This window comes from Winogradskyella sp. ABM4_392, assembly GCF_056160445.1.
Map to the genome: position 1 here is coordinate 1 of NZ_JBSWXE010000005.1, position 19,152 is coordinate 19,152.

Genomic DNA, 19,152 nt, shown 5'->3' on the forward strand with positions numbered 1-19,152 from the left:
CCCGTTTGCGCCGATGGTACTGCACTTGTGGAAGAGTAGGTCGCCGCCTTTTTTGAAGACCCTTACTAAAACTAGTAAGGGTCTTTTGTTTTTTAAGAAGTTTACTTATGGGGTTAATCTTTTAAATAGTTTTATTTGATAATACTTATTTTTACCATTAATGAAATTTAATAAGGAATTACAAATAGCCTGGGATTTTGTAAACAAAAGCCATCGAAATGTTTTCTTAACAGGTAAAGCTGGCACAGGAAAGACTACGTTTCTTCATAGGTTAAAATCAAATTCACTTAAAAGAATGGTTATTGTTGCACCTACTGGTGTAGCAGCAATTAATGCTAAAGGAGTAACTATTCATTCTTTTTTTCAATTACCTTTTGGGCCTATTCTTCCCGATGATAATCTTTCTAATAGTAGTGGTTTTAAAAATAAATTTAGTAAGACTAAAATCAATATTATTAAATCTTTAGATTTATTAGTTATTGATGAAATTAGTATGGTTAGAGCTGACTTACTAGATGCAATAGATAAAATTCTTAGACGATATAAAGATAGGAATCAAGTTTTTGGTGGTGTTCAAGTTCTTATGATTGGTGATTTACAACAATTATCACCTGTCGTTAGAGATAATGAATGGGAACTTCTCAAACCATTCTACAACAATCCTTATTTTTTCAGTAGTCATGCTTATCAATATTGTAATCCAATAAATGTTGAGTTAAAACACATTTATAGACAAGACAATCCTAAGTTTATTGAGATTTTAAATGAAATAAGATCGAATAATTTATCTAAAAATTCAATAGAAGAACTTAATAAACGATTTGATCCAAATTTTTCACCTTCAGAAAATGAAGGCTATATATTTTTAACTACACATAACCATAAAGCCGATCAAGTTAATAATTCAGAATTAGATAAACTGTCAACAAAATTAGTTAGCTATTCAGCTAAAGTTGAAGGTAAGTTCCCTGATCATTCTTATCCAAACGAGGATAAATTATTTTTGAAAGTTGGTGCGCAAGTCATGTTTATTAAAAACGATAGCTCACCAGAAAAGCGTTATTTTAATGGTAAAATAGGAAAAGTCATTCATTTAGATAAAGACGAAGTTGTTGTAAAATGTCCTGATGATGATTTTACAATTATAACAAAACCTGAAACTTGGGAAAACATTACCTACAAAGTAGATAAAGAAACAGACGCTATAACCGAAGACAAAATTGGTAGCTACACGCAGATGCCTTTACGTTTGGCTTGGTCAATTACTATTCATAAAAGTCAAGGTTTAACTTTTGAAAAAGCTGTTATAGATGCAGAAGGTGCTTTTGCACATGGTCAAACTTATGTAGCCTTGAGTAGATGTAAATCTTTAGATGGTTTAGTTTTAAAAAGTAAGATTGATTCAAGACAAATTATAAGTGATACCAATGTTTTAAACTTTACTATACAAGCTGAAGAAAATCAACCAGATGCTGCCGAATTAGAACAATCAAAATCTATATTTCAGCTTCAATTAATTTCAGAAGTTTTTGATTTTTTTCAATTTATATATCCTGTAAATAGAATTCTAGATATCTATTATAAAAATAGAGGAAGTTTTGAAGGCAATTTAGAGCAACCTTTAACCAGTATAAAGGATTGTGCTACAAACCTACTGAAAGTAGCCAATTCATTTAAAATTCAACTAAAAGAATTAGCTAAAGATAAGTTGCCAGAAAACGATCAAGTGATACAAGAGCGTTTTAAAAAAGCTATTACTTATTTTACAGAAGAAACTAAAAGCAAGATTATAGATGCTTATCAAAACTTTAGTTTTAGCACAGATAACAAAGCTTTAGATAGAGATATTAGTAAACAATTAGATACGATTGAAGAACTTATAGCGACTAAAAAACTCTATTTCTCTGAATTGAAAGAAGGTTTTGAAGTCAATAAGTTTTTAGGTCTAAGAGCTAAATCGGTCTTTTTAACTAAAGACAAACCAAAAAAACTCAGAAAAACTGTCATTGATGGTACTACAAATATTGAATTATTTGAGCTGTTAAGAGAATTAAGAAATACACTGGCTCAAGAACACGATTTAATCCACTATCAAATTTTTACCCAAAAAGCACTTTACGAGATGTGCGAAACCTTACCAACGACCAAAAAAGAATTATTACAAGTCAATGGTTTTGGTAAAGTACGAGTTGATAAATATGGAAATGATATTTTAACTGTAATTAGAGAGTATTGTGAAGACAATGATATTGACACTTCAGATGCAAATCAATTTGAATTTGTAGAAGAAAAAAAGCCAAAACGTAAAAAAGGTGATACACAAAAAGAGTCTTTAGCACTTTTTAAAGAAGGTAAAACCATAGAAGAAATTGCTCACATTAGAGAGTTAAATGAAAATACAATCTTTGGTCATTTAGCTAAATTTATTAAATCAGGTGAAATTAAAATTTCCGATTTAATGCCAAAAACCCATTATCAAGAATTAAAAGAACTAATCCCAAAACATACATTTGATACATTTTCAGATTTAAAACATCAACTAGATGATAAATATAGTTATGGTGAAATCAGGTTGGTTTTAGAAGAATTAAATTCATAAAAAAAGGCTTCAACATTACATGCGAAGCCTTTTCAATTTTATATAATTAAAATGTTATCCTTTAATAACACCTCTAGAAATTACAATTTTTTGGATTTCAGAAGTACCTTCATAAATCTGAGTGATTTTTGCATCACGCATTAAACGCTCTACATGGTATTCTTTCACAAAACCATTTCCACCGTGTATTTGAACAGCTTCAACAGTTTGTTCCATTGCAACTTTACTAGCGTATAATTTTGCCATAGCGCTAGACATATCGTAATTGTTACCTTGGTCTTTATCCCAAGCAGCTTTCATTACTAACATACGTGCAGCTTCAATTTCTGTATACATATCTGCAAGTTTAAAAGCAATAGCTTGATGGTTACAAATTTCGGTACCAAAAGCTTTACGCTCTTTACTATATTTTAAAGCAAGCTCGTAAGCTCCAGAAGCAATACCTAAAGCTTGTGCAGCAATACCAATACGTCCACCAGAAAGTGTTTTCATTGCGAATTTAAAACCAAATCCGTCTTCGCCAATTCTGTTTTCTTTTGGTACTTTAACATCGTTAAATTGAAGCGTATGTGTATCACTTCCTCTAATGCCTAATTTATCTTCTTTAGGACCAATATCAAAACCAGGAGTACCTTTTTCAACAATAAAAGCATTGATTCCTCTATGGCCTTTTTCCCTATCTGTTTGTGCAATAACTAAGTAAACATCAGATCTACCACCATTGGTAATCCAGTTTTTTGTTCCATTAATTACATAATGGTCACCCATATCTATTGCAGTAGTTCTTTGTGATGTTGCGTCACTACCTGCTTCAGGCTCACTCAAACAGAAAGCACCAATTTGCTCTCCAGTAGCTAGTTTTGTAAGATATTTTTGTTTTTGTTCTTCTGTACCATAAGCTTCAAGACCGTAACAAACTAAAGAGTTATTAACAGATACCATTACAGAAGCAGATGCATCAATTTTAGATAACTCTTCCATAATTAATACATAGGAAATAGAGTCCATACCGCTACCACCATATTTTGGGTCTACCATAATTCCCATAAATCCTAATTCGCCCATTTTACGAACTAATTCGTCCGGAAAAGTTTGTGTATTATCACGTTCTATAACACCAGGAAGTAATTCTGTTTGAGCAAAATCTCTGGCAGCATCACGAATCATTAAATGTTCTTCAGTTAAGCTAAAATCCATATAGTAAATTAATTATTGATTTGTTAAAAAATTCATGCAAAGATAACGCTTTCTTGCTGTATTTTCAATAAGTAATATTATTTTTACTAATATGATAAAAGCTGAATATAAAGTTGTAGCTGTAATGTCTGGTACCTCATTAGATGGTATAGACATTATTTATGCTATTTATAATTTTCATAAGGATTGGAGCTTCAAAATTCATCATGCGGAAACTCTAAAATACTCAACCGAATGGAAAACTGACTTAAGCAATCTTGTAAATAAATCTCTTGAAGAATTAAAGGAATTAGATATCAGTTATTCTGAGTATTTAGCAAACGTAATAAAGACTTTCATAGCTAAGTACAACCTTAATGAGATAGACTTTGTGTCTTCCCATGGACATACAGCACTTCATCAACCTGAAAACAAGCTTACCTATCAAATAGGAAATCGAACGATTTTATCAGATAAATTACAGCAAAAAATTATTTGCGATTTTAGAGTGCAAGATGTTGAGTATGGTGGGCAAGGAGCACCTTTAGTTCCAATAGGTGATAAATTACTTTTTCATAATTATGATTATTGCTTAAATTTAGGTGGTTTTGCAAATGTTTCGTTTGAAAAAAATAATAGACGTATTGCTTTCGATATTTGCCCAGTTAATATTGTAATTAATCATTACGTTTCAAAAATAAACTTAGAATATGATGATTGCGGAAGAATAGCATCAAAAGGAAAAATACACGAAGGTTTATTAGAACAATTAAATAAGTTCGAATTTTATAAACAATCCGCACCAAAATCACTCGGTTTAGAATGGGTCAGAGAGCACATCTTTCCAACTATAGATAGTTTTGAACTTAAAACCGAAGATATTTTAAGAACTTTTACAGAACATATTTCGACACAGATAGCTTTAGTTTTAAAAGATAAAAAGTCGAAAACATTAATTACTGGAGGTGGCGCTTACAATGATTTTTTAATAGAACAGCTTAAATTAAAAACCCAGTCCAAGATCATAATTCCTGATAACCAAATAATTGAATTTAAGGAGGCTATAGTATTTGGCTTGTTGGGCATTCTTAGAGATAGAAATGAAGTTAATTGTCTTAAAAGCGTTACAGGTGCAATTAAAGATCATTCTTCAGGAAAAATTTTAATTCCAAAGGCTTAAAATTAATATTTAATTCACTTTTTAGGCATTGGAGTTTTTTATATTTGTTACCATTAACTAAATCATAGAAATTGATAAAGCAATTACTTCAAACGTACGAAGATAAATCCCCAGAAATAGTGTTCCATTGGAACGATCCAGAGACCGAAGCAGAAGGTTGGACAGTTATAAATTCTTTAAGAGGTGGTGCAGCCGGAGGTGGAACCAGAATGCGTAAAGGCTTAGATATGAATGAGGTGCTTTCATTGGCAAAAACAATGGAAGTGAAGTTTACGGTATCTGGTCCGGCAATTGGTGGAGCTAAATCTGGTATTAATTTCGACCCTCAAGACCCAAGAAAAAAAGGTGTGTTAGAACGTTGGTATGCAGCTGTTTCTCCATTGTTAAAAAGTTACTATGGTACAGGTGGCGATCTTAATGTAGATGAAATACATGAGGTGATTCCTATTACTGAAGAAAGTGGTGTTTGGCATCCTCAGGAAGGTGTTTTTGAAGGTCATTTTAAACCTACACAAGCAGATAAGATAAATAGAATTGGTCAGTTAAGACAAGGAGTAATAAAGGTTATTGAAAACCCAGAATATTCTCCAGATGTATCTAGAAAATATACTGTGGCAGACATGATTACTGGTTTTGGTGTAGCTGTGGCAGCAAAACATTTTTATGATTTAAACGAAGGCTCAATAAAAGGAAAACGTGTGGTTGTACAAGGTTTTGGCAACGTTGGTGCAGCTGCAGCATTTTATTTTGCCCAGATGGGTGCTAAAGTCGTTGGTATTATAGATCGAGTTGGAGGTTTAATCAAGCCTGAAGGATTTTCCTTTAAAGAAATTACCGATTTATATCTTAATAAAAACGGAAATACATTGGTAGCAGATAATCTTATTCCATTTGACGAAATAAATGAAAAAATATGGTCTTTAGAGACCGAAGTATTTGCACCTTGTGCTGCATCTCGATTAGTCACTAAAAATCAGATCGATCAGATGATTGCTACTGGTTTAGAAGTTATTACCTGTGGAGCAAACGTGCCTTTTGCAGATAAAGAGATTTTCTTTGGCCCAATAATGGAACATACAGATCAAAAGGTAAGTTTAATACCAGATTTTATTTCCAATTGCGGAATGGCAAGAGTTTTTGCGTATTTTATGGAACGTAAAGTACTAATGACAGATGAAGCAATTTTTAATGACACATCAGACGTCATAAAAGAGGCACTAAAAGAAGTTAAAAACAACAATCCATCAACAGTAGGCATAAGCGAAACTGCATTTGAGATTGCACTAAGACAATTAATTTAAAAAAAACATATCCCTTAATTTATGGAAACCGTAATAATTCTCGTATTTGTATTTGGTTACTTAGCCATTACTCTCGAACATAACATTAAAATAGATAAGCTTATTCCAGCTTTGGTGATGATGGCTATAAGTTGGGCATTAATATCATTGGGTATTGATGATTTTACACAATGGTTCGATTCTGCCAAACACAACCTCATGGAAAATTTTGGGTTGTTGCCTCATGAAGAAAAAATGCACCTAATGGAAGAAACCCTGTTACATCATTTAGGTAAGACTGCTGAAATATTAGTTTTCTTACTTGGTGCTATGACCATTGTAGAAATAATAGATTATTTTGATGGTTTTTCAACTATTAAATCAGCAGTAAAATTTAATAGTAGAAAAAAGCTACTATGGATGTTTTCAATATTAGCTTTCATTCTTTCAGCAATAATTGATAACCTTACGGCAACTATTGTTTTAATATCTATACTTCAAAAAATCGTTAAAGATAGAGATGTAAGAATATGGTTTGCTGGTTTAATTATCATTGCTGCAAATGCAGGTGGAGCATGGTCTCCAATAGGTGATGTTACTACTACGATGCTTTGGATAGGAGATAAAGTGTCTACAGGCAAGTTATTTTCATATCTATTCATCCCTTCTATTTTGTGTATGGCAGTACCGACTTTTATAGCTTCTCTACTACCTGCTTTTAAAGGAACAGTAGAGTTACAAGAAGCTGATGAAAAACCTAAAAGTAAGTTTAGTTCTACTATGTTATTTTTAGGATTAGGTGCAATTATATTTGTCCCAATTTTCAAAGTAATTACACATTTACCACCTTATGTAGGTATGATGTTATCTCTTGGTGTAGTTGCTATTTTTGCGGAGGTTTATAGTAATTCAAAATTTGCAATTTCTGCAACAGCTCATGGAGAACATGAAGCGCATGCAAGTCACAGTCCTGTACATTATTCTTTATCAAAAATTGAATTACCAAGCATACTGTTCTTTTTAGGTATTTTAATGGCTGTAGCAGCATTAGAGTCTTTGGGTATTTTATTTGGTTTTGCAGATTCATTACAGACGTCTATGCCAATGATGGGTACTGAGTTGCACGGAGAAGGAGTTTCTGATTTAGTAGTGTTATTACTTGGTGTTGGTTCTGCAGTAATTGACAATGTGCCTTTAGTAGCAGCAAGTTTAGGAATGTTTTCTGAGCCAATGGATAACGAATTATGGCACTTTATAGCATATTCTGCAGGAACAGGTGGTAGCATGTTAATTATTGGTTCTGCTGCAGGTGTAGTAGCAATGGGTATGGAAAAAATTGATTTTTTCTGGTACTTAAAGAAAATATCTTGGTTGGCACTTGTAGGATTTATTGCTGGAGCAATTGCCTTCATGGCTACCAGAGCAATTTTCTAACATACTTAAGTTAAAAACTAAACGTTATAACTTACAGAAACTTTTAAACTTAAAACTTTTTATATGATATTACTAAGTAATATTCAAGACAGTGCAGAAGTATTAGCAGAAGGAGAACAAGTAGAAAAAACACTTTCTATTATAGAGTTAATCACCAGTGGAGGAACTTCAGGAATGGTAATAATTCTTATCCTATTTCTACTTCTTATTGTAGCAACCTATATTTATTTTGAAAGAATTTTTGCTATCAAGGCAGCTTCTAAAGTAGATTCTAATTTTATGAATCAGATTAAAGATCATGTTAGCAATGGTAAAATAGATTCTGCTCAAATGTTGTGTGCACAACAAAACTCACCAGTTTCTCGATTAATTGCTAAAGGCATTACTCGTATTGGTAAGCCATTAGAAGATATTAATACCGCAATTGAAAATGCTGGACGATTAGAAATTTATAGCTTAGAAAAGAATGTAAGTGTACTTGCAACTATCTCTGGTGTGGCACCAATGATTGGTTTCTTAGGAACTGTTGTTGGTATGATACTTTCTATTTTTGAACTAGCTAATGCTGGCGGAACAATACAAATGGATGTTTTAGCTAGCGGACTTTATACTGCAATGACAACTACTGTTGGTGGACTTATTGTAGGTATCATAGCTTATGTTGCCTATAACCATATTGTTGTAAAAACAAATAAGGTTGTTTATCAGATGGAAGCCAACTCTGTAGAGTTTTTAGATCACTTAAACGAACCTATCTAATTTATGAATATTAGAGGACGAAATAAAGTAACACCAGAATTCAATATGGCATCAATGACCGATATTGTATTCTTGTTATTGATCTTTTTTATGATAGCTTCAACCTTGGTAACTACTAATGCAATAGATATTATTTTACCAAAAGCCAGCGGTAAAACCGAAAATAAAAAATCGACAGCAGTAAGTATCAAAAAAGATTTAACCTATTACATAGATCAGAAGCGTGTTGGTGAAAGTGTTTTAGAAAATGAATTGGTAAAAGCGCTATCAACTCAAGAGCAACCAACAATTGTGTTGCGTGCCGAGAAGTCTGTTCCAGTTGAGAATGTTGTTAAGGTTATGGACATAGCTAATAGAAATAAATTTAAAGTGATTTTGGCAGTGCAGCCAAATTAAAACGGCATCGTTTTTGAAAATAAGCTTTTAAAGTGTTTGAATTGAAGTGAAATATCTAGAGACCATACATCAACGTAATGCTGCAAGAATAACAGTGCTTATTGCGCTCTTGTTGTTTTTGTTATTGTTTTTTGTTGGTCCTCAATATTTAGATCCACCAGAAGAATATGGTGTTGCTGTTAATTTTGGAACTACAGATTTTGGGAGTGGGAATAAACCATTAGCACAACCAAGAGAAGCAGTAGAAGAAAATATAGTTGAAGAGTCTCAGCCAGAGCCATCAGTATCTGAACCTACTGAAGCTACTCAAAATACTGAGGATGTAATGACTCAGGAAGACGCAGAAGCCATGGCTATTAAAAAGCAAAAGGAAGCTGAGGCAAAAGCAAAAGCTGAAGCAGATCGTATTGCGCGAGAAAAGCGTGAGGCTGAAGAACGCAAAAAGCGAGAGGAAGCCGAGAAAGTAAAAAGCATTGATAATCTTATTGGTGGTGTAAAAAACTCAAGCGGAAATGACGATGGAGGTGAAGGACCAGATAACAAAGGAGGTAATAAAGGACAGTTAGATGGTGATCCATATGCGCCAAGTTATTTTGGTGGTTCAGGACCAGGAAAAGGTGGTGTAGGTTATGGTTTAGGTGGAAGAGGAAAACCTTCTCGACAAATCTATAAGCAAGACTGTAATGAGTACGGTTTAGTTGTTGTAAGAATTGAGGTCAACAGACAAGGAAAAGTAGTTAAAGCGACACCAGGTATTAGAGGAACCACAAACACAGCACCATGTCTGTTAGAGCCTGCAAAAAAAATTGCCTTATCTCACAAATGGCCAGCAGATTCTGATGCGCCAACTATTCAAGTGGGTTTTGTAAGTATTAATTTCGATATAGGTCAATAGCAAATGAACTATACTGATACAGTTAATTGGATGTTTCAACAACTACCAATGTATCAAAACAAGGGTAAATCTGCTTTTAAAAAAGATTTATCTAATACACTAAAACTTTCAGCACACCTTAATCATCCCGAAAATAAATTCAAATCTATTCATGTTGGTGGTACCAACGGTAAAGGCTCTACTAGCCATATGTTGGCGTCCATACTTCAGGAAGCAGGTTACAAGGTTGGACTTTATACATCACCACATTTAAAAGATTTTAGGGAACGCATAAGGATTAACGGAAAGGTTGTATCAAAACAATTTGTCATTGGTTTTATAAAGCGGAACAAAGCATTTTTAGAATCTAACAACTTATCTTTTTTTGAAATGACCGTTGGTATGGCTTTCGATTATTTTTCAAAGCAAAAAGTTGATATTACTGTTATAGAAGTAGGTTTAGGTGGTCGTTTAGACTCTACCAACATAGTTACTCCAGAACTTTCTGTAATTACCAATATTGGTTTTGATCATATGCAGTTTTTAGGTGATACACTCGAAAAAATTGCAGGTGAAAAAGCAGGAATTATTAAGCAAAATATTCCGGTTGTAATTGGTGAAACACAGCCTGAAACTCAAGTTGTTTTTGAAGCAAAGGCTAAGTCTACAATTTCTGAAATATTCTTTGCAGATCAATTGGTTAAAGAAGTTTTTGAAAGCGACTTAAAAGGGTCGTACCAAAGCCATAATATAAAAACCGTTATTCAGTCAGTTAAAGTCCTAACACAATTGGGTTATAATATTTCAAATTCAAACTTAAAAAATGGACTATTAAACGTTGTTAAAAATTCTGGTTTACAAGGACGATGGCAAGTTTTGCAGAAAAACCCAAAAGTCATTTGCGATACAGCGCACAACAAAGAAGGCTTAAGTTATACTATGAAGCAATTACAATCGGAAACTTATAATAATTTACATATTGTTTTTGGTGTTGTAAGCGATAAAGACTTAGAAACCATACTACCATTATTACCAAAAACAGCCACTTACTATTTCTGCAAACCAAATGTACAGCGTGGATTAGATGCCGAAATTTTAAAAAAGACATTTGCTAAGAACGGTCGACATGGAGATATTTATCCAAGTGTAGGTAAAGCATTCAGTCATGCTAAGTCTGTAGCTGATAATGATGATTTAATTTACGTAGGCGGAAGTACTTTTGTTGTGGCAGAGGTTCTTTAGAGTCTAAAAATATGTATATTTCAAAATCAAATTTTTTAATCGATGATAGAAATTATCAACCAAATATTTGCTTTAGAATCTAAACTTATCAAAACAGGGAGTAAAGATTATACCAGAAATTTTGATCGTATTGCTTCAGAATTTGAAAATCTAAACTACCATGTCATTAATCCGATAGGAAAGCCTTATAGAAATGAAATGACAGATGTTGAAGCAAGTATTTCAGGAGATTTAAATAAAAATTCTAAAATCACTAAAGTTTTAAAACCTATCATTTACCAAATAGATGATAATGAAACTAAGCTTGTACAAAAAGGAATTGTAATTGTAGAATAAGATTAATGAAGACTATAAATTTTGCTATAGATTTAGGAACAACAAATAGCTTAATTGCTAAATATGATAACGGTAAAATAAAGATATACAATAACCCTCTTGGTTTAAAACAAACGTTACCATCTTGCATAGCTTTTAGAGGTAACAGAATAGTCATTGGAGATAAGGCCTTAGATTATTTAGAAAAAGATGCAGAGAATGTTTGCATGCTTTTTAAAAGAAAAATGGGCACGCAAGATACTTATCGCGTACCTTCTTTAGACCAAGAAAAGCAGCCCATAGAACTTTCGTCATTGGTTTTAAAAGAGCTGAAAAACTTTTTACCAGATGATGAAACTGCAAATAGTGTTGTTATTACCATACCTGCAGCCTTTGATACTATTCAATCTAATGCTACTAAAAAAGCAGGTTATTTGGCAGGATTTAAAGAAGTGGTTTTGCTACAAGAACCAATAGCTGCTTGTTTAGCATTTGCTAATACGTCAAACATCGCAGTAAAAGAAAAAGAATATTGGATTGTTTATGATTTTGGTGGAGGAACGTTTGATGTGGCTTTGGTTGAAGTCGATGAGAGAGAACTAAAGGTTATAGACCATCAAGGAGATAATTATTTAGGTGGTGCCGATTTTGACAACTTAATAGTCAAGAATTTAATAGTGCCTTTTATTGAGGAAAAAACCGGACAGTCGGATTTATGGAAATCATTAAAATCAAAATCTTCAGCTCATAAAGGACTTTATTTCGAATTATTGAAGAAGGCCGAAGAAGCAAAAAAAGAATTGTCAAATTTTGAAGAGACAGAAATAGAGTTAGATATCACAATTAATAGCGAAGATTTATACGATCATTTGATCATTAAACGCGAAATGTTTGAGAATTTAATTCTTTCAAATGTAGAGAATACCGTTACCATCATTAAAGATATTATAAAAGATAACCAGCTACTAAATTCAGATATAAAACGCGTAATCTTAATTGGAGGAACCACATATATACCTTTAATAAAGAAGTCTATTGCAAATGCAATTGGTGTTGAAGTTAACGCTTCAATAGACCCAACTTCTGCTGTTGTAGAAGGTGCAGCCTATTATGCAGGCTCTAAACCTAGCGAGTTAAAAGAAGAAGAGAATGTTGAGGAGGAAAAAACTCAAGAGGAATCAATAATAGACTATAAGTTCTTTTATGAGCAGAATACAAGAGACTCTGAAGAGTTAATTACCGCAAAATTTTCAGGTGTAAATATTGCTAATTTTAGAATAATTAGAAAAGATGGAGGTTACGATTCTGGTGTAAAAGGTCTAAAGAATAATTCATTTTCAGAATTTGTACCGCTTCTAGAAGGGAGGCTGAATCAGTTTAAAGTACAGTTACTTAATACAGACTTAGAAGTTTTAAAAACCATCGATCCGCTTTCTATTAATCATGGTAGTTATAGTGTAAATGGGCAGCCTTTACCAAATGATATTTGCATGGAAGTTGATGATTTAGATGCTTCTGCCACTCGGTTAGAGCGCATATTTGCTAAGGGAAGTATACTGCCATTAAAGAAAAAAATATACAAGACAGCTTCTAAAACGATATTAAAAAAATCGAAATCAAACCTTACTATTAATGTTATTGAAGGTAAATCTAACGGTTTGCCAAGTTCTGGTTTAAGTATCGGCTATATCGAAATTTTTGGTGAGGATTTAGAAGATGATTTAATAAAAGGAACTGATATTGAGATTGAGTTAGAAATATCAGAATCTAGAGAATTAAAGATTAATGTCTATTTGCAGTCATGCGATCAAGAATTTGAGAATGTGTTTAGTGAGTCTGAACGCTCTATTAGTATTAATAAAATCAACACAGAGATTAATACAGTTTTAGGTGATGTTGAAGCAGTGATAAAAACAGCAAATTCTCTTGAAAATTTTGAATATTCTAATAAACTTGAGACTATAAGAGTAGGTCTTATTGAGATTCAGATTGAAGCTTCAATGTTGCAAGATGATGATATTTCTGATACTAAATTTCAACTCGATGATAAGAAGCGAAAGCTTATACAAGAGTTTGATGATTTAACTAGAAATGAACTAGTAGCAAAAGAGATAGAAGAGTATAATGACATTAAAGCAGATTTAGAATATCATCTTAATCAAGATGAAAATGAACGTTTTAAAACCAAGTATCAGCGTATCATACAAAACGAAAAGGAGGTTATCAACTCTTTAGATAAATACCTGATTCGTTCAAAAATTAAGGAACTAGAAGAGCTATATAATGCTATTATACAATCTAGTGATGAGAATTTTATATCCTATTATTTAGGATTAAAATTTTATGATAATTTCACTAATAAGCGTAAAGCCGAAAGATTATTCGAGCAAGGTGATAAAGCTTTAGAACAAAAAGATTATAAGGTAATACGTCATGTAGTTTACGGACTTTCGGCATTGGTGCCAGAGAGTGATAGACAAAAACGCAAAAACTTTAATGATGACAGTAAAACAGGTTTAAATTAATTTCTGTTGTAGTAGTTATTATAATATTGTTTATAAAGTTCATCAATATATAGAGGCTTCATACTTAGATCATAGAAGCTTAAATTATCTGTGTCATAAGCATTATGTTGTACTCTTTTTTTTGAGGTATCCGTATTGCCTTTCTTTGGTGGATAAACAATTATTGTACTATTTCCTCTTTCAAGTTTTTTGATTTTATATAATTCTGAAAGTCTACCATCATTTTTAAAATGAGAGAATTTAGACTTTATAAAATCTGTTCCTGTATAAAACGCAAGACAATCTCTTTCTCTTAGATAAACATATTTGTCAGTATCTCTGGGTATATAAACAGATTGGTCAACACCACTTTTTAATCTAAAAACAACAAGATCTTCATTACTTTTATTACTTATTAATGTAATGTTGTCAATGCTGTTAACCCTTGATTTTCCTGGCATAAGGTTAAATGTTTTAGGGTAAGGATTTGTGTTAGGGTACAATGATGAAAATATAGCATTGTCTTTAGGTTTTTTATAATACTTATATTTTAATGAATATAAAAAACGAATATGACTCACTAACTTTCTTTTATCTGCTTTAGAAAGAGGTTCTTCGTCTATTAACTCTGCAGATTCAATAACAGTCTCCTCAATGTCTTCTGTAGATTCAATAACAGTTTCTTCAATCTCATCGTCTGAAGTGTCTTTGGTAGACGATATAGAATTTCCACTAAGAACATCTTTTAAATCGTCTTCATCTGCATTTCCCTTTTGCATTTCTTTAATGATACTATCGATACTTTTTAGACGAGGGTTTTTAATACCTGAAGAATTAAAGTCGTAACTATCAAAATTTATTGGGTTATAATCAGAACGAGAATCGTTAGAAACACTTTTACCTATCCAAAAAATAAGCCTTATAACTATAAAAACAACAAAAATAACACTCCAGCTATTTGGGCCAGATCCAGATTTTTCTTTTTTACGATTAGATGAATATGCATATTCTTTTGCAATCTCTGCGTTAGATTCTAAAGTTTCTTTTAAAAAGGCTTTTGAGGTATCTAAGTCTGCAAAAGCAACCATCACCTTAGCACAAAACTTAAAGTTATCTCTACCAGTATTTCTCCTTAAACGGTTATAGATGTCAATAACCTCAGAGTTTAAACCCTGTATTTCTTCATTAAAAGCATCTGGATAAGCATTTAAACTTTTTATAAATGTCTTGTTGCTAATAAAAGCTACAGGAAATTGTTTTTCGCTTAGTTTACCTTCTTGAAGATATGCAATCGCGTAATTTAGCCTTGCTTTAAAGAAGTTGATAACTAATTGATTGATAGCTTCGGTAAATAGATAGTTATGTTGAAGTACCTTCTGTATATGCTCGTATTTACCTTTGCTTAATGCATTACTTATAAATACAATTAAGTTCTCTTTAAAATAGTCGTTGAGAAAATATTTAAGCGTTTCTAAGTCTTGTATGGAAGACTCATCAACCTCAATGTCTTTTAACTTTATGTCTTCAAAATTTCCTGAAATTAAATGTTTAAGCCAAGCATGTTTTTCAACAAAAATATAGCATGCTCTTAGACTATCACTTTTAAGATCATCTATGATTTTAGTTATTTCACCAAGGTTGTTGTTGTCCTCTAACATAGCTTTAGCCTTCAGCTGTTTATGAAGCCTAATAATACTATTGGCATTAAGCTCAGAGATTTGTTCTAAGCTGAGGTCAAGAAGGTCTGTTAAAGAGGTGTATTTCAAGTCTAAAATCTTATCAGTTTTAAAAGTAGTTAAATTAATTTAGTAGAAAAATGTTTTTCATTTTTTTGGACTGTGGAATAATGAAAAAATTTTTAAAAAATATTTTGAGATATTAAAAACTAGTCTATCTTTGCAGTCCTAATAATTAGGGCGCGTAGCTCAGTTGGTTCAGAGCACTTGGTTTACACCCAAGGGGTCAGGGGTTCGAATCCCTTCGCGCCCACAAAAGTTCACATTTCTGTGAACTTTTTTTGTTTATATAAGGGTCATTAACTCAGTTGGTTCAGAGTGTTACCTTGACAGGGTAGAAGTCACTGGTTCGAATCCAGTATGACCCACTTTAAAAATCAAATCCAAACACAAGTTTGGATTTTTATTTTTATAGAAATTCTAAAATTCGCTCTAAAGCCATTCCTCTAGATCCTTTAATTAAAATCGTAGCGTTCTTTATATCTAGATTTTTTAAATAAGGCTTTAAATCTTCGAAAGTTTTATATTTTTCAGTCGTTGATTTGGTGGTAGTTTTATAAAAATTCTCCCCTACCAGAATAATATTTTCATCAAAATTATCTTCGGCAAAATCAGCTATGGACTGATGCTCCCTTCTAGCCTCATCTCCAAGCTCAAACATATCACCAAGAAAAAGGTATTTAAGTTCTGCATTGAGCTGTTTTAGATTTTTAAGTGCAGCCAACATACTTGTTGGATTGGCATTATAGGCGTCTAAAATAATTTTTGTAGAACCTCTTTCAATAATTTCAGAGCGATTGTTGTTAGGTTGATACCCTTCAATGGCTTTTTTAATAGCATCAGGTTTTACTTTAAAATATTGGCCAATGGCAACTGCTACTGCGATGTTACCATAATTGTAGTCTCCTATCAGTTGACTTTCAATTTCAATATTTTTGTAGTTTAAGTTTACAAATGGGTCAGCACTTTTAAACTCAACCGTACAGTCGTTTTTTTGATCTTTTCCGAAACTCACAATATTAGGATAATCACTAATTTGTTTCAACTGTTTTGGGTCGTCTGAGTTTATGAATGCGATTTTTTTATTAGATTTTATAAAATCATACAATTCAGATTTACCTTTTATAACACCTTCCTCACCACCAAAACCTTCAAGATGGGCTTTTCCAAAATTTGTGATTAATCCAAAATCAGGCTCGGCAATACTGCAAAGAAATTTGATTTCTTTTTGATGATTGGCACCCATTTCAACAATACCAAAATCTAAGTCTTTGGTAAAGGATAATAATGTAAGCGGTACACCAATATGGTTGTTAAGATTTCCTTTGGTTGCATTTACCTTGTATGTTGTTGAAAGTACAGCCTTAATAAGTTCTTTTGTAGTGGTTTTACCATTACTGCCTGTTAAAGATATTATTGGGACCTTAATTTCTTTGCGATGGTAAGTAGCTAAATTCTGAAGTGTAGTTAGCACATCATTTACTAATAAACAATTATCATTTATTACCGCAGTTTTATCATCAACGACACAATATTTCGCACCGTTTTCAAATGCTTGCTTTACAAACTTATTGCCATCAAAATTATCGCCTTTTAGGGCAAAGTACATATCGTCCTTATTAATTTTTCTTGTGTCAGTAGAGACAGAAGCACAGACTTGAAACTTTTTGTATATAGATGTTATTTCCATAAGCCTAAAAATAAAAAAGTCCTGATAATTTTATCAGGACTTTTTTAATATTATTTAACGTCTAATTAGTTACGTTTCTTTTGAGATTTTACAGATTTTGAACCTACTCTAGAAACTGCACATCTAAACCCTATATAGTCTGTCGCCATATCTTGTGGGAAGTAACGACGTTGAGCAGGATCTATCCAGTATGCTCTATCTCTCCAAGAACCACCTTTATAGACTCTTACTTCGTCGTTAATTAATGAGGTTCTGTTGTTAGATTTATCATATTCTCTAATTAGCTTACCGCCAGCAGAATCAACTTCAACTCTATGTTTAGGTGAGTTATACATTTTGCCAGTAGCATCAATTCTATCATCACCTTCGTCAAAACTTTCTCTGTAGTAACGCGAAGAACGCTTGTCACCATCTCTAAAGTTTCTGTTGTCACTCTTGTCAAACTGAGTTCTTAGGTAAGTATCTTCGTCATCAACTGGGATTTTTGCAATCTCACCAGGAAGATTACGAGCTATGATTTTACCATTACTTAATGTATCGTAAACTATTTCATCTACAGTGACAATCTTTACAGTACCATCTTCATTTAAGGCATTCTTAGTATATACGTTACCTCTGTAGTAGTTAAAGTCATTAAATTCGTCATCTACAATAGGACGATAAACGTCAGCTACCCACTCAGCAACGTTACCAGCCATATCATAAAGACCGTAATCGTTTGGTTGGTATGATTTTACTTCGGCAGTGATGTCAGCACCATCATCAGACCATCCTGCAATTCCACCGTAATCACCTTTACCTTGCTTAAAGTTTGCTAACTGATCTCCACGATTTACTCGCTTACCAGATCTTGTATATTGTCCATCCCAAGGATATTTTTTACGTCCTCTGTAAACGTTATAGCTTCTTAACTCACTCATACCTAAAGCGGCATATTCCCACTCTGCTTCTGTTGGAAGTCTGTATTTTACAGGAATTAATCCAGTTTCTCTATTTGCGTAAACGTTAATTGGGTTACCGTCAGCATCAGTTTGTTGTCTTCTTTTACCACCTTCTAAAACTTCAGAATTACCACCATATGTTTCAGTTGGTGCGTTGATATATGTATCTACATCAAAAGTACTTTCTGCATTTAAGTCTGTTAAATGAGCATCTCTTTTAATGTAACCAGCATCTTGTAAAGACATTTCAGCTACACGGTTAGATCTCCAATTTGCATATTCAACAGCTTGAATCCAGCTTACACCTACAACTGGGTAATTTGCATAACCAGGATGACGTAAGTAGTTTTCTGTCATCATTTCGTTATAACCTAAACGATTTCTCCAAACCAAAGTATCCGGAAGTGCTCCTTTATATATGAGGGCATAATTTGGATCGTCTGGAGGATATACACTCTTTAAATAGTGAAGGTAGTACAGGTAGTTTACGTTAGTAACCTCTGCTTCGTCCATGTAAAAAGACTGAATATGTTGCTGGTTTGGTGTATTGTTCCAATCGTGCATTGGGTCATCTTGTACCTTACCCATTGTAAAAGTTCCACCTTCTATAAACGCTGTTCCAGGAGGTGTTTCTTGTTCTTTAAAACTGGTGTTGTACTGAAAACCACCATTTTTATCGTTGATTTTCCATCCAGTTGCACTATCTACATTGCCTGAATTAGAGTTGCGTTTACAGCTAACAATACTAGCGCAAAGCGTCAGTGCAATTAAAAATTTTAGGTTTGAGACATTTTTCATATCCATATGTTTAAGTAAGCTCGTTGAATTTTTAGTTCCGCAATATAACAATTAAAGGTAAACCAACAACTTTTTTTCGCCTGAAAATTCAAAAAAATATGCATTTCATCCTTTTTTTTGAACACAATAACGGATTTTTGGTCGATTTAACGATGTATTTTGCTCTTTAATAACGACCACTAAAATAAATTATTGTTGTATTTTTGAAATAAAAATTGAAGTACTATA

General features: G+C 32.6%; 14 protein-coding genes and 2 tRNA genes. 12 read left to right on the forward strand and 4 right to left on the reverse strand.

Going from position 1 to position 19,152, the window contains the following annotated elements; translation table 11 throughout:
• Nucleotides 1-160 precede the first annotated feature (160 nt).
• Entirely contained in the window at nucleotides 161-2,599 is a 2,439-nt protein-coding gene (locus tag ACXAFS_RS11590) for a helix-turn-helix domain-containing protein (RefSeq protein ID WP_475307117.1), read from the forward strand.
• 54 nt (nucleotides 2,600-2,653) lie between these two features.
• On the opposite strand, the gene ACXAFS_RS11595 is transcribed toward ACXAFS_RS11590, so the two are convergent.
• Entirely contained in the window at nucleotides 2,654-3,796 is a 1,143-nt protein-coding gene (locus tag ACXAFS_RS11595; protein ID WP_475307118.1) for an acyl-CoA dehydrogenase, read from the reverse strand.
• A gap of 91 nt (nucleotides 3,797-3,887) precedes the next feature.
• Between ACXAFS_RS11595 and ACXAFS_RS11600 the strand changes: the two genes are divergently transcribed.
• The 9 genes from ACXAFS_RS11600 (at nucleotide 3,888) to ACXAFS_RS11640 (ending at nucleotide 13,780) form a co-directional block, all read left to right on the forward strand.
• A complete protein-coding gene (locus ACXAFS_RS11600) occupies nucleotides 3,888-4,955 on the forward strand; it encodes an anhydro-N-acetylmuramic acid kinase (RefSeq protein WP_475307119.1) in 1,068 nt (355 codons plus the stop codon).
• A 74-nt stretch (nucleotides 4,956-5,029) separates the two neighbouring features.
• Nucleotides 5,030-6,256, forward strand: coding sequence for a Glu/Leu/Phe/Val dehydrogenase dimerization domain-containing protein (locus ACXAFS_RS11605; protein WP_475307314.1), 1,227 nt, complete (start codon nucleotides 5,030-5,032; stop codon nucleotides 6,254-6,256).
• Between the two features lie 21 nt (nucleotides 6,257-6,277).
• Nucleotides 6,278-7,669 (forward strand): sodium:proton antiporter NhaD, encoded by a 1,392-nt coding sequence (gene nhaD, locus ACXAFS_RS11610; RefSeq protein ID WP_475307121.1) that lies wholly within the window; start codon nucleotides 6,278-6,280, stop codon nucleotides 7,667-7,669.
• Nucleotides 7,670-7,732: 63 nt separating this feature from the next.
• Nucleotides 7,733-8,428 carry a MotA/TolQ/ExbB proton channel family protein gene (locus tag ACXAFS_RS11615; protein WP_475307122.1) on the forward strand — a complete coding sequence of 232 codons (696 nt, stop codon included), beginning with the start codon at nucleotides 7,733-7,735 and terminating at the stop codon, nucleotides 8,426-8,428.
• A gap of 3 nt (nucleotides 8,429-8,431) precedes the next feature.
• Nucleotides 8,432-8,824: an ExbD/TolR family protein gene (locus tag ACXAFS_RS11620; RefSeq protein WP_076620209.1), complete on the forward strand. Its 393-nt coding sequence runs from the start codon at nucleotides 8,432-8,434 to the stop codon at nucleotides 8,822-8,824.
• 46 nt (nucleotides 8,825-8,870) lie between these two features.
• On the forward strand, nucleotides 8,871-9,719 hold the full coding sequence (locus tag ACXAFS_RS11625) for an energy transducer TonB (protein ID WP_475307124.1): 849 nt from the start codon (nucleotides 8,871-8,873) through the stop codon (nucleotides 9,717-9,719).
• Between the two features lie 3 nt (nucleotides 9,720-9,722).
• Nucleotides 9,723-10,940, forward strand: a complete 1,218-nt coding sequence (locus ACXAFS_RS11630; RefSeq protein ID WP_475307125.1) for a bifunctional folylpolyglutamate synthase/dihydrofolate synthase — start codon at nucleotides 9,723-9,725, stop codon at nucleotides 10,938-10,940.
• Nucleotides 10,941-10,982: 42 nt separating this feature from the next.
• Nucleotides 10,983-11,276, forward strand: a complete 294-nt coding sequence (locus ACXAFS_RS11635) for a hypothetical protein (RefSeq protein WP_475307127.1) — start codon at nucleotides 10,983-10,985, stop codon at nucleotides 11,274-11,276.
• A gap of 5 nt (nucleotides 11,277-11,281) precedes the next feature.
• Nucleotides 11,282-13,780 carry an Hsp70 family protein gene (locus ACXAFS_RS11640; RefSeq protein ID WP_475307128.1) on the forward strand — a complete coding sequence of 833 codons (2,499 nt, stop codon included), beginning with the start codon at nucleotides 11,282-11,284 and terminating at the stop codon, nucleotides 13,778-13,780.
• Here ACXAFS_RS11640 and ACXAFS_RS11645 read toward each other — a convergent pair.
• Nucleotides 13,777-15,525 carry a hypothetical protein gene (locus ACXAFS_RS11645; RefSeq protein ID WP_475307130.1) on the reverse strand — a complete coding sequence of 583 codons (1,749 nt, stop codon included), beginning with the start codon at nucleotides 15,523-15,525 and terminating at the stop codon, nucleotides 13,777-13,779. The two genes, ACXAFS_RS11640 and ACXAFS_RS11645, sit on opposite strands and share 4 nt — an antisense overlap.
• Nucleotides 15,526-15,673: 148 nt before the next feature.
• On the opposite strand from ACXAFS_RS11645, the gene ACXAFS_RS11650 reads away from it, so the two are divergent.
• Both ACXAFS_RS11650 and ACXAFS_RS11655 read left to right on the forward strand, forming a co-directional pair.
• Nucleotides 15,674-15,748: transfer RNA gene (locus ACXAFS_RS11650), tRNA-Val, on the forward strand.
• A 40-nt stretch (nucleotides 15,749-15,788) separates the two neighbouring features.
• Nucleotides 15,789-15,863 (forward strand) — tRNA-Val (locus tag ACXAFS_RS11655).
• A gap of 41 nt (nucleotides 15,864-15,904) precedes the next feature.
• Here ACXAFS_RS11655 and ACXAFS_RS11660 read toward each other — a convergent pair.
• Together ACXAFS_RS11660 and gldJ are read right to left on the reverse strand one after the other, a co-directional pair.
• Nucleotides 15,905-17,185: a UDP-N-acetylmuramoyl-tripeptide--D-alanyl-D-alanine ligase gene (locus ACXAFS_RS11660; RefSeq protein ID WP_475307131.1), complete on the reverse strand. Its 1,281-nt coding sequence runs from the start codon at nucleotides 17,183-17,185 to the stop codon at nucleotides 15,905-15,907.
• A 65-nt stretch (nucleotides 17,186-17,250) separates the two neighbouring features.
• A complete protein-coding gene (gene gldJ, locus ACXAFS_RS11665) occupies nucleotides 17,251-18,930 on the reverse strand; it encodes a gliding motility lipoprotein GldJ (RefSeq protein ID WP_475307132.1) in 1,680 nt (559 codons plus the stop codon).
• Between the last annotated feature and the right edge of the window lie 222 nt (nucleotides 18,931-19,152).

Excerpts from the sequence above, each read along its gene's own strand:
- ACXAFS_RS11590 (WP_475307117.1), top strand. The coding sequence starts at position 161 with ATGAAATTTAATAAGGAATTACAAATAGCCTGGGATTTTGTAAACAAA.
- ACXAFS_RS11595 (WP_475307118.1), bottom strand. The coding sequence starts at position 3,796 with ATGGATTTTAGCTTAACTGAAGAACATTTAATGATTCGTGATGCTGCC.
- ACXAFS_RS11600 (WP_475307119.1), top strand. The coding sequence starts at position 3,888 with ATGATAAAAGCTGAATATAAAGTTGTAGCTGTAATGTCTGGTACCTCA.
- nhaD (WP_475307121.1), top strand. The coding sequence starts at position 6,278 with ATGGAAACCGTAATAATTCTCGTATTTGTATTTGGTTACTTAGCCATT.
- ACXAFS_RS11615 (WP_475307122.1), top strand. The coding sequence starts at position 7,733 with ATGATATTACTAAGTAATATTCAAGACAGTGCAGAAGTATTAGCAGAA.
- ACXAFS_RS11620 (WP_076620209.1), top strand. The coding sequence starts at position 8,432 with ATGAATATTAGAGGACGAAATAAAGTAACACCAGAATTCAATATGGCA.
- ACXAFS_RS11630 (WP_475307125.1), top strand. The coding sequence starts at position 9,723 with ATGAACTATACTGATACAGTTAATTGGATGTTTCAACAACTACCAATG.
- ACXAFS_RS11635 (WP_475307127.1), top strand. The coding sequence starts at position 10,983 with ATGATAGAAATTATCAACCAAATATTTGCTTTAGAATCTAAACTTATC.
- ACXAFS_RS11640 (WP_475307128.1), top strand. The coding sequence starts at position 11,282 with ATGAAGACTATAAATTTTGCTATAGATTTAGGAACAACAAATAGCTTA.
- ACXAFS_RS11660 (WP_475307131.1), bottom strand. The coding sequence starts at position 17,185 with ATGGAAATAACATCTATATACAAAAAGTTTCAAGTCTGTGCTTCTGTC.
- gldJ (WP_475307132.1), bottom strand. The coding sequence starts at position 18,930 with ATGGATATGAAAAATGTCTCAAACCTAAAATTTTTAATTGCACTGACG.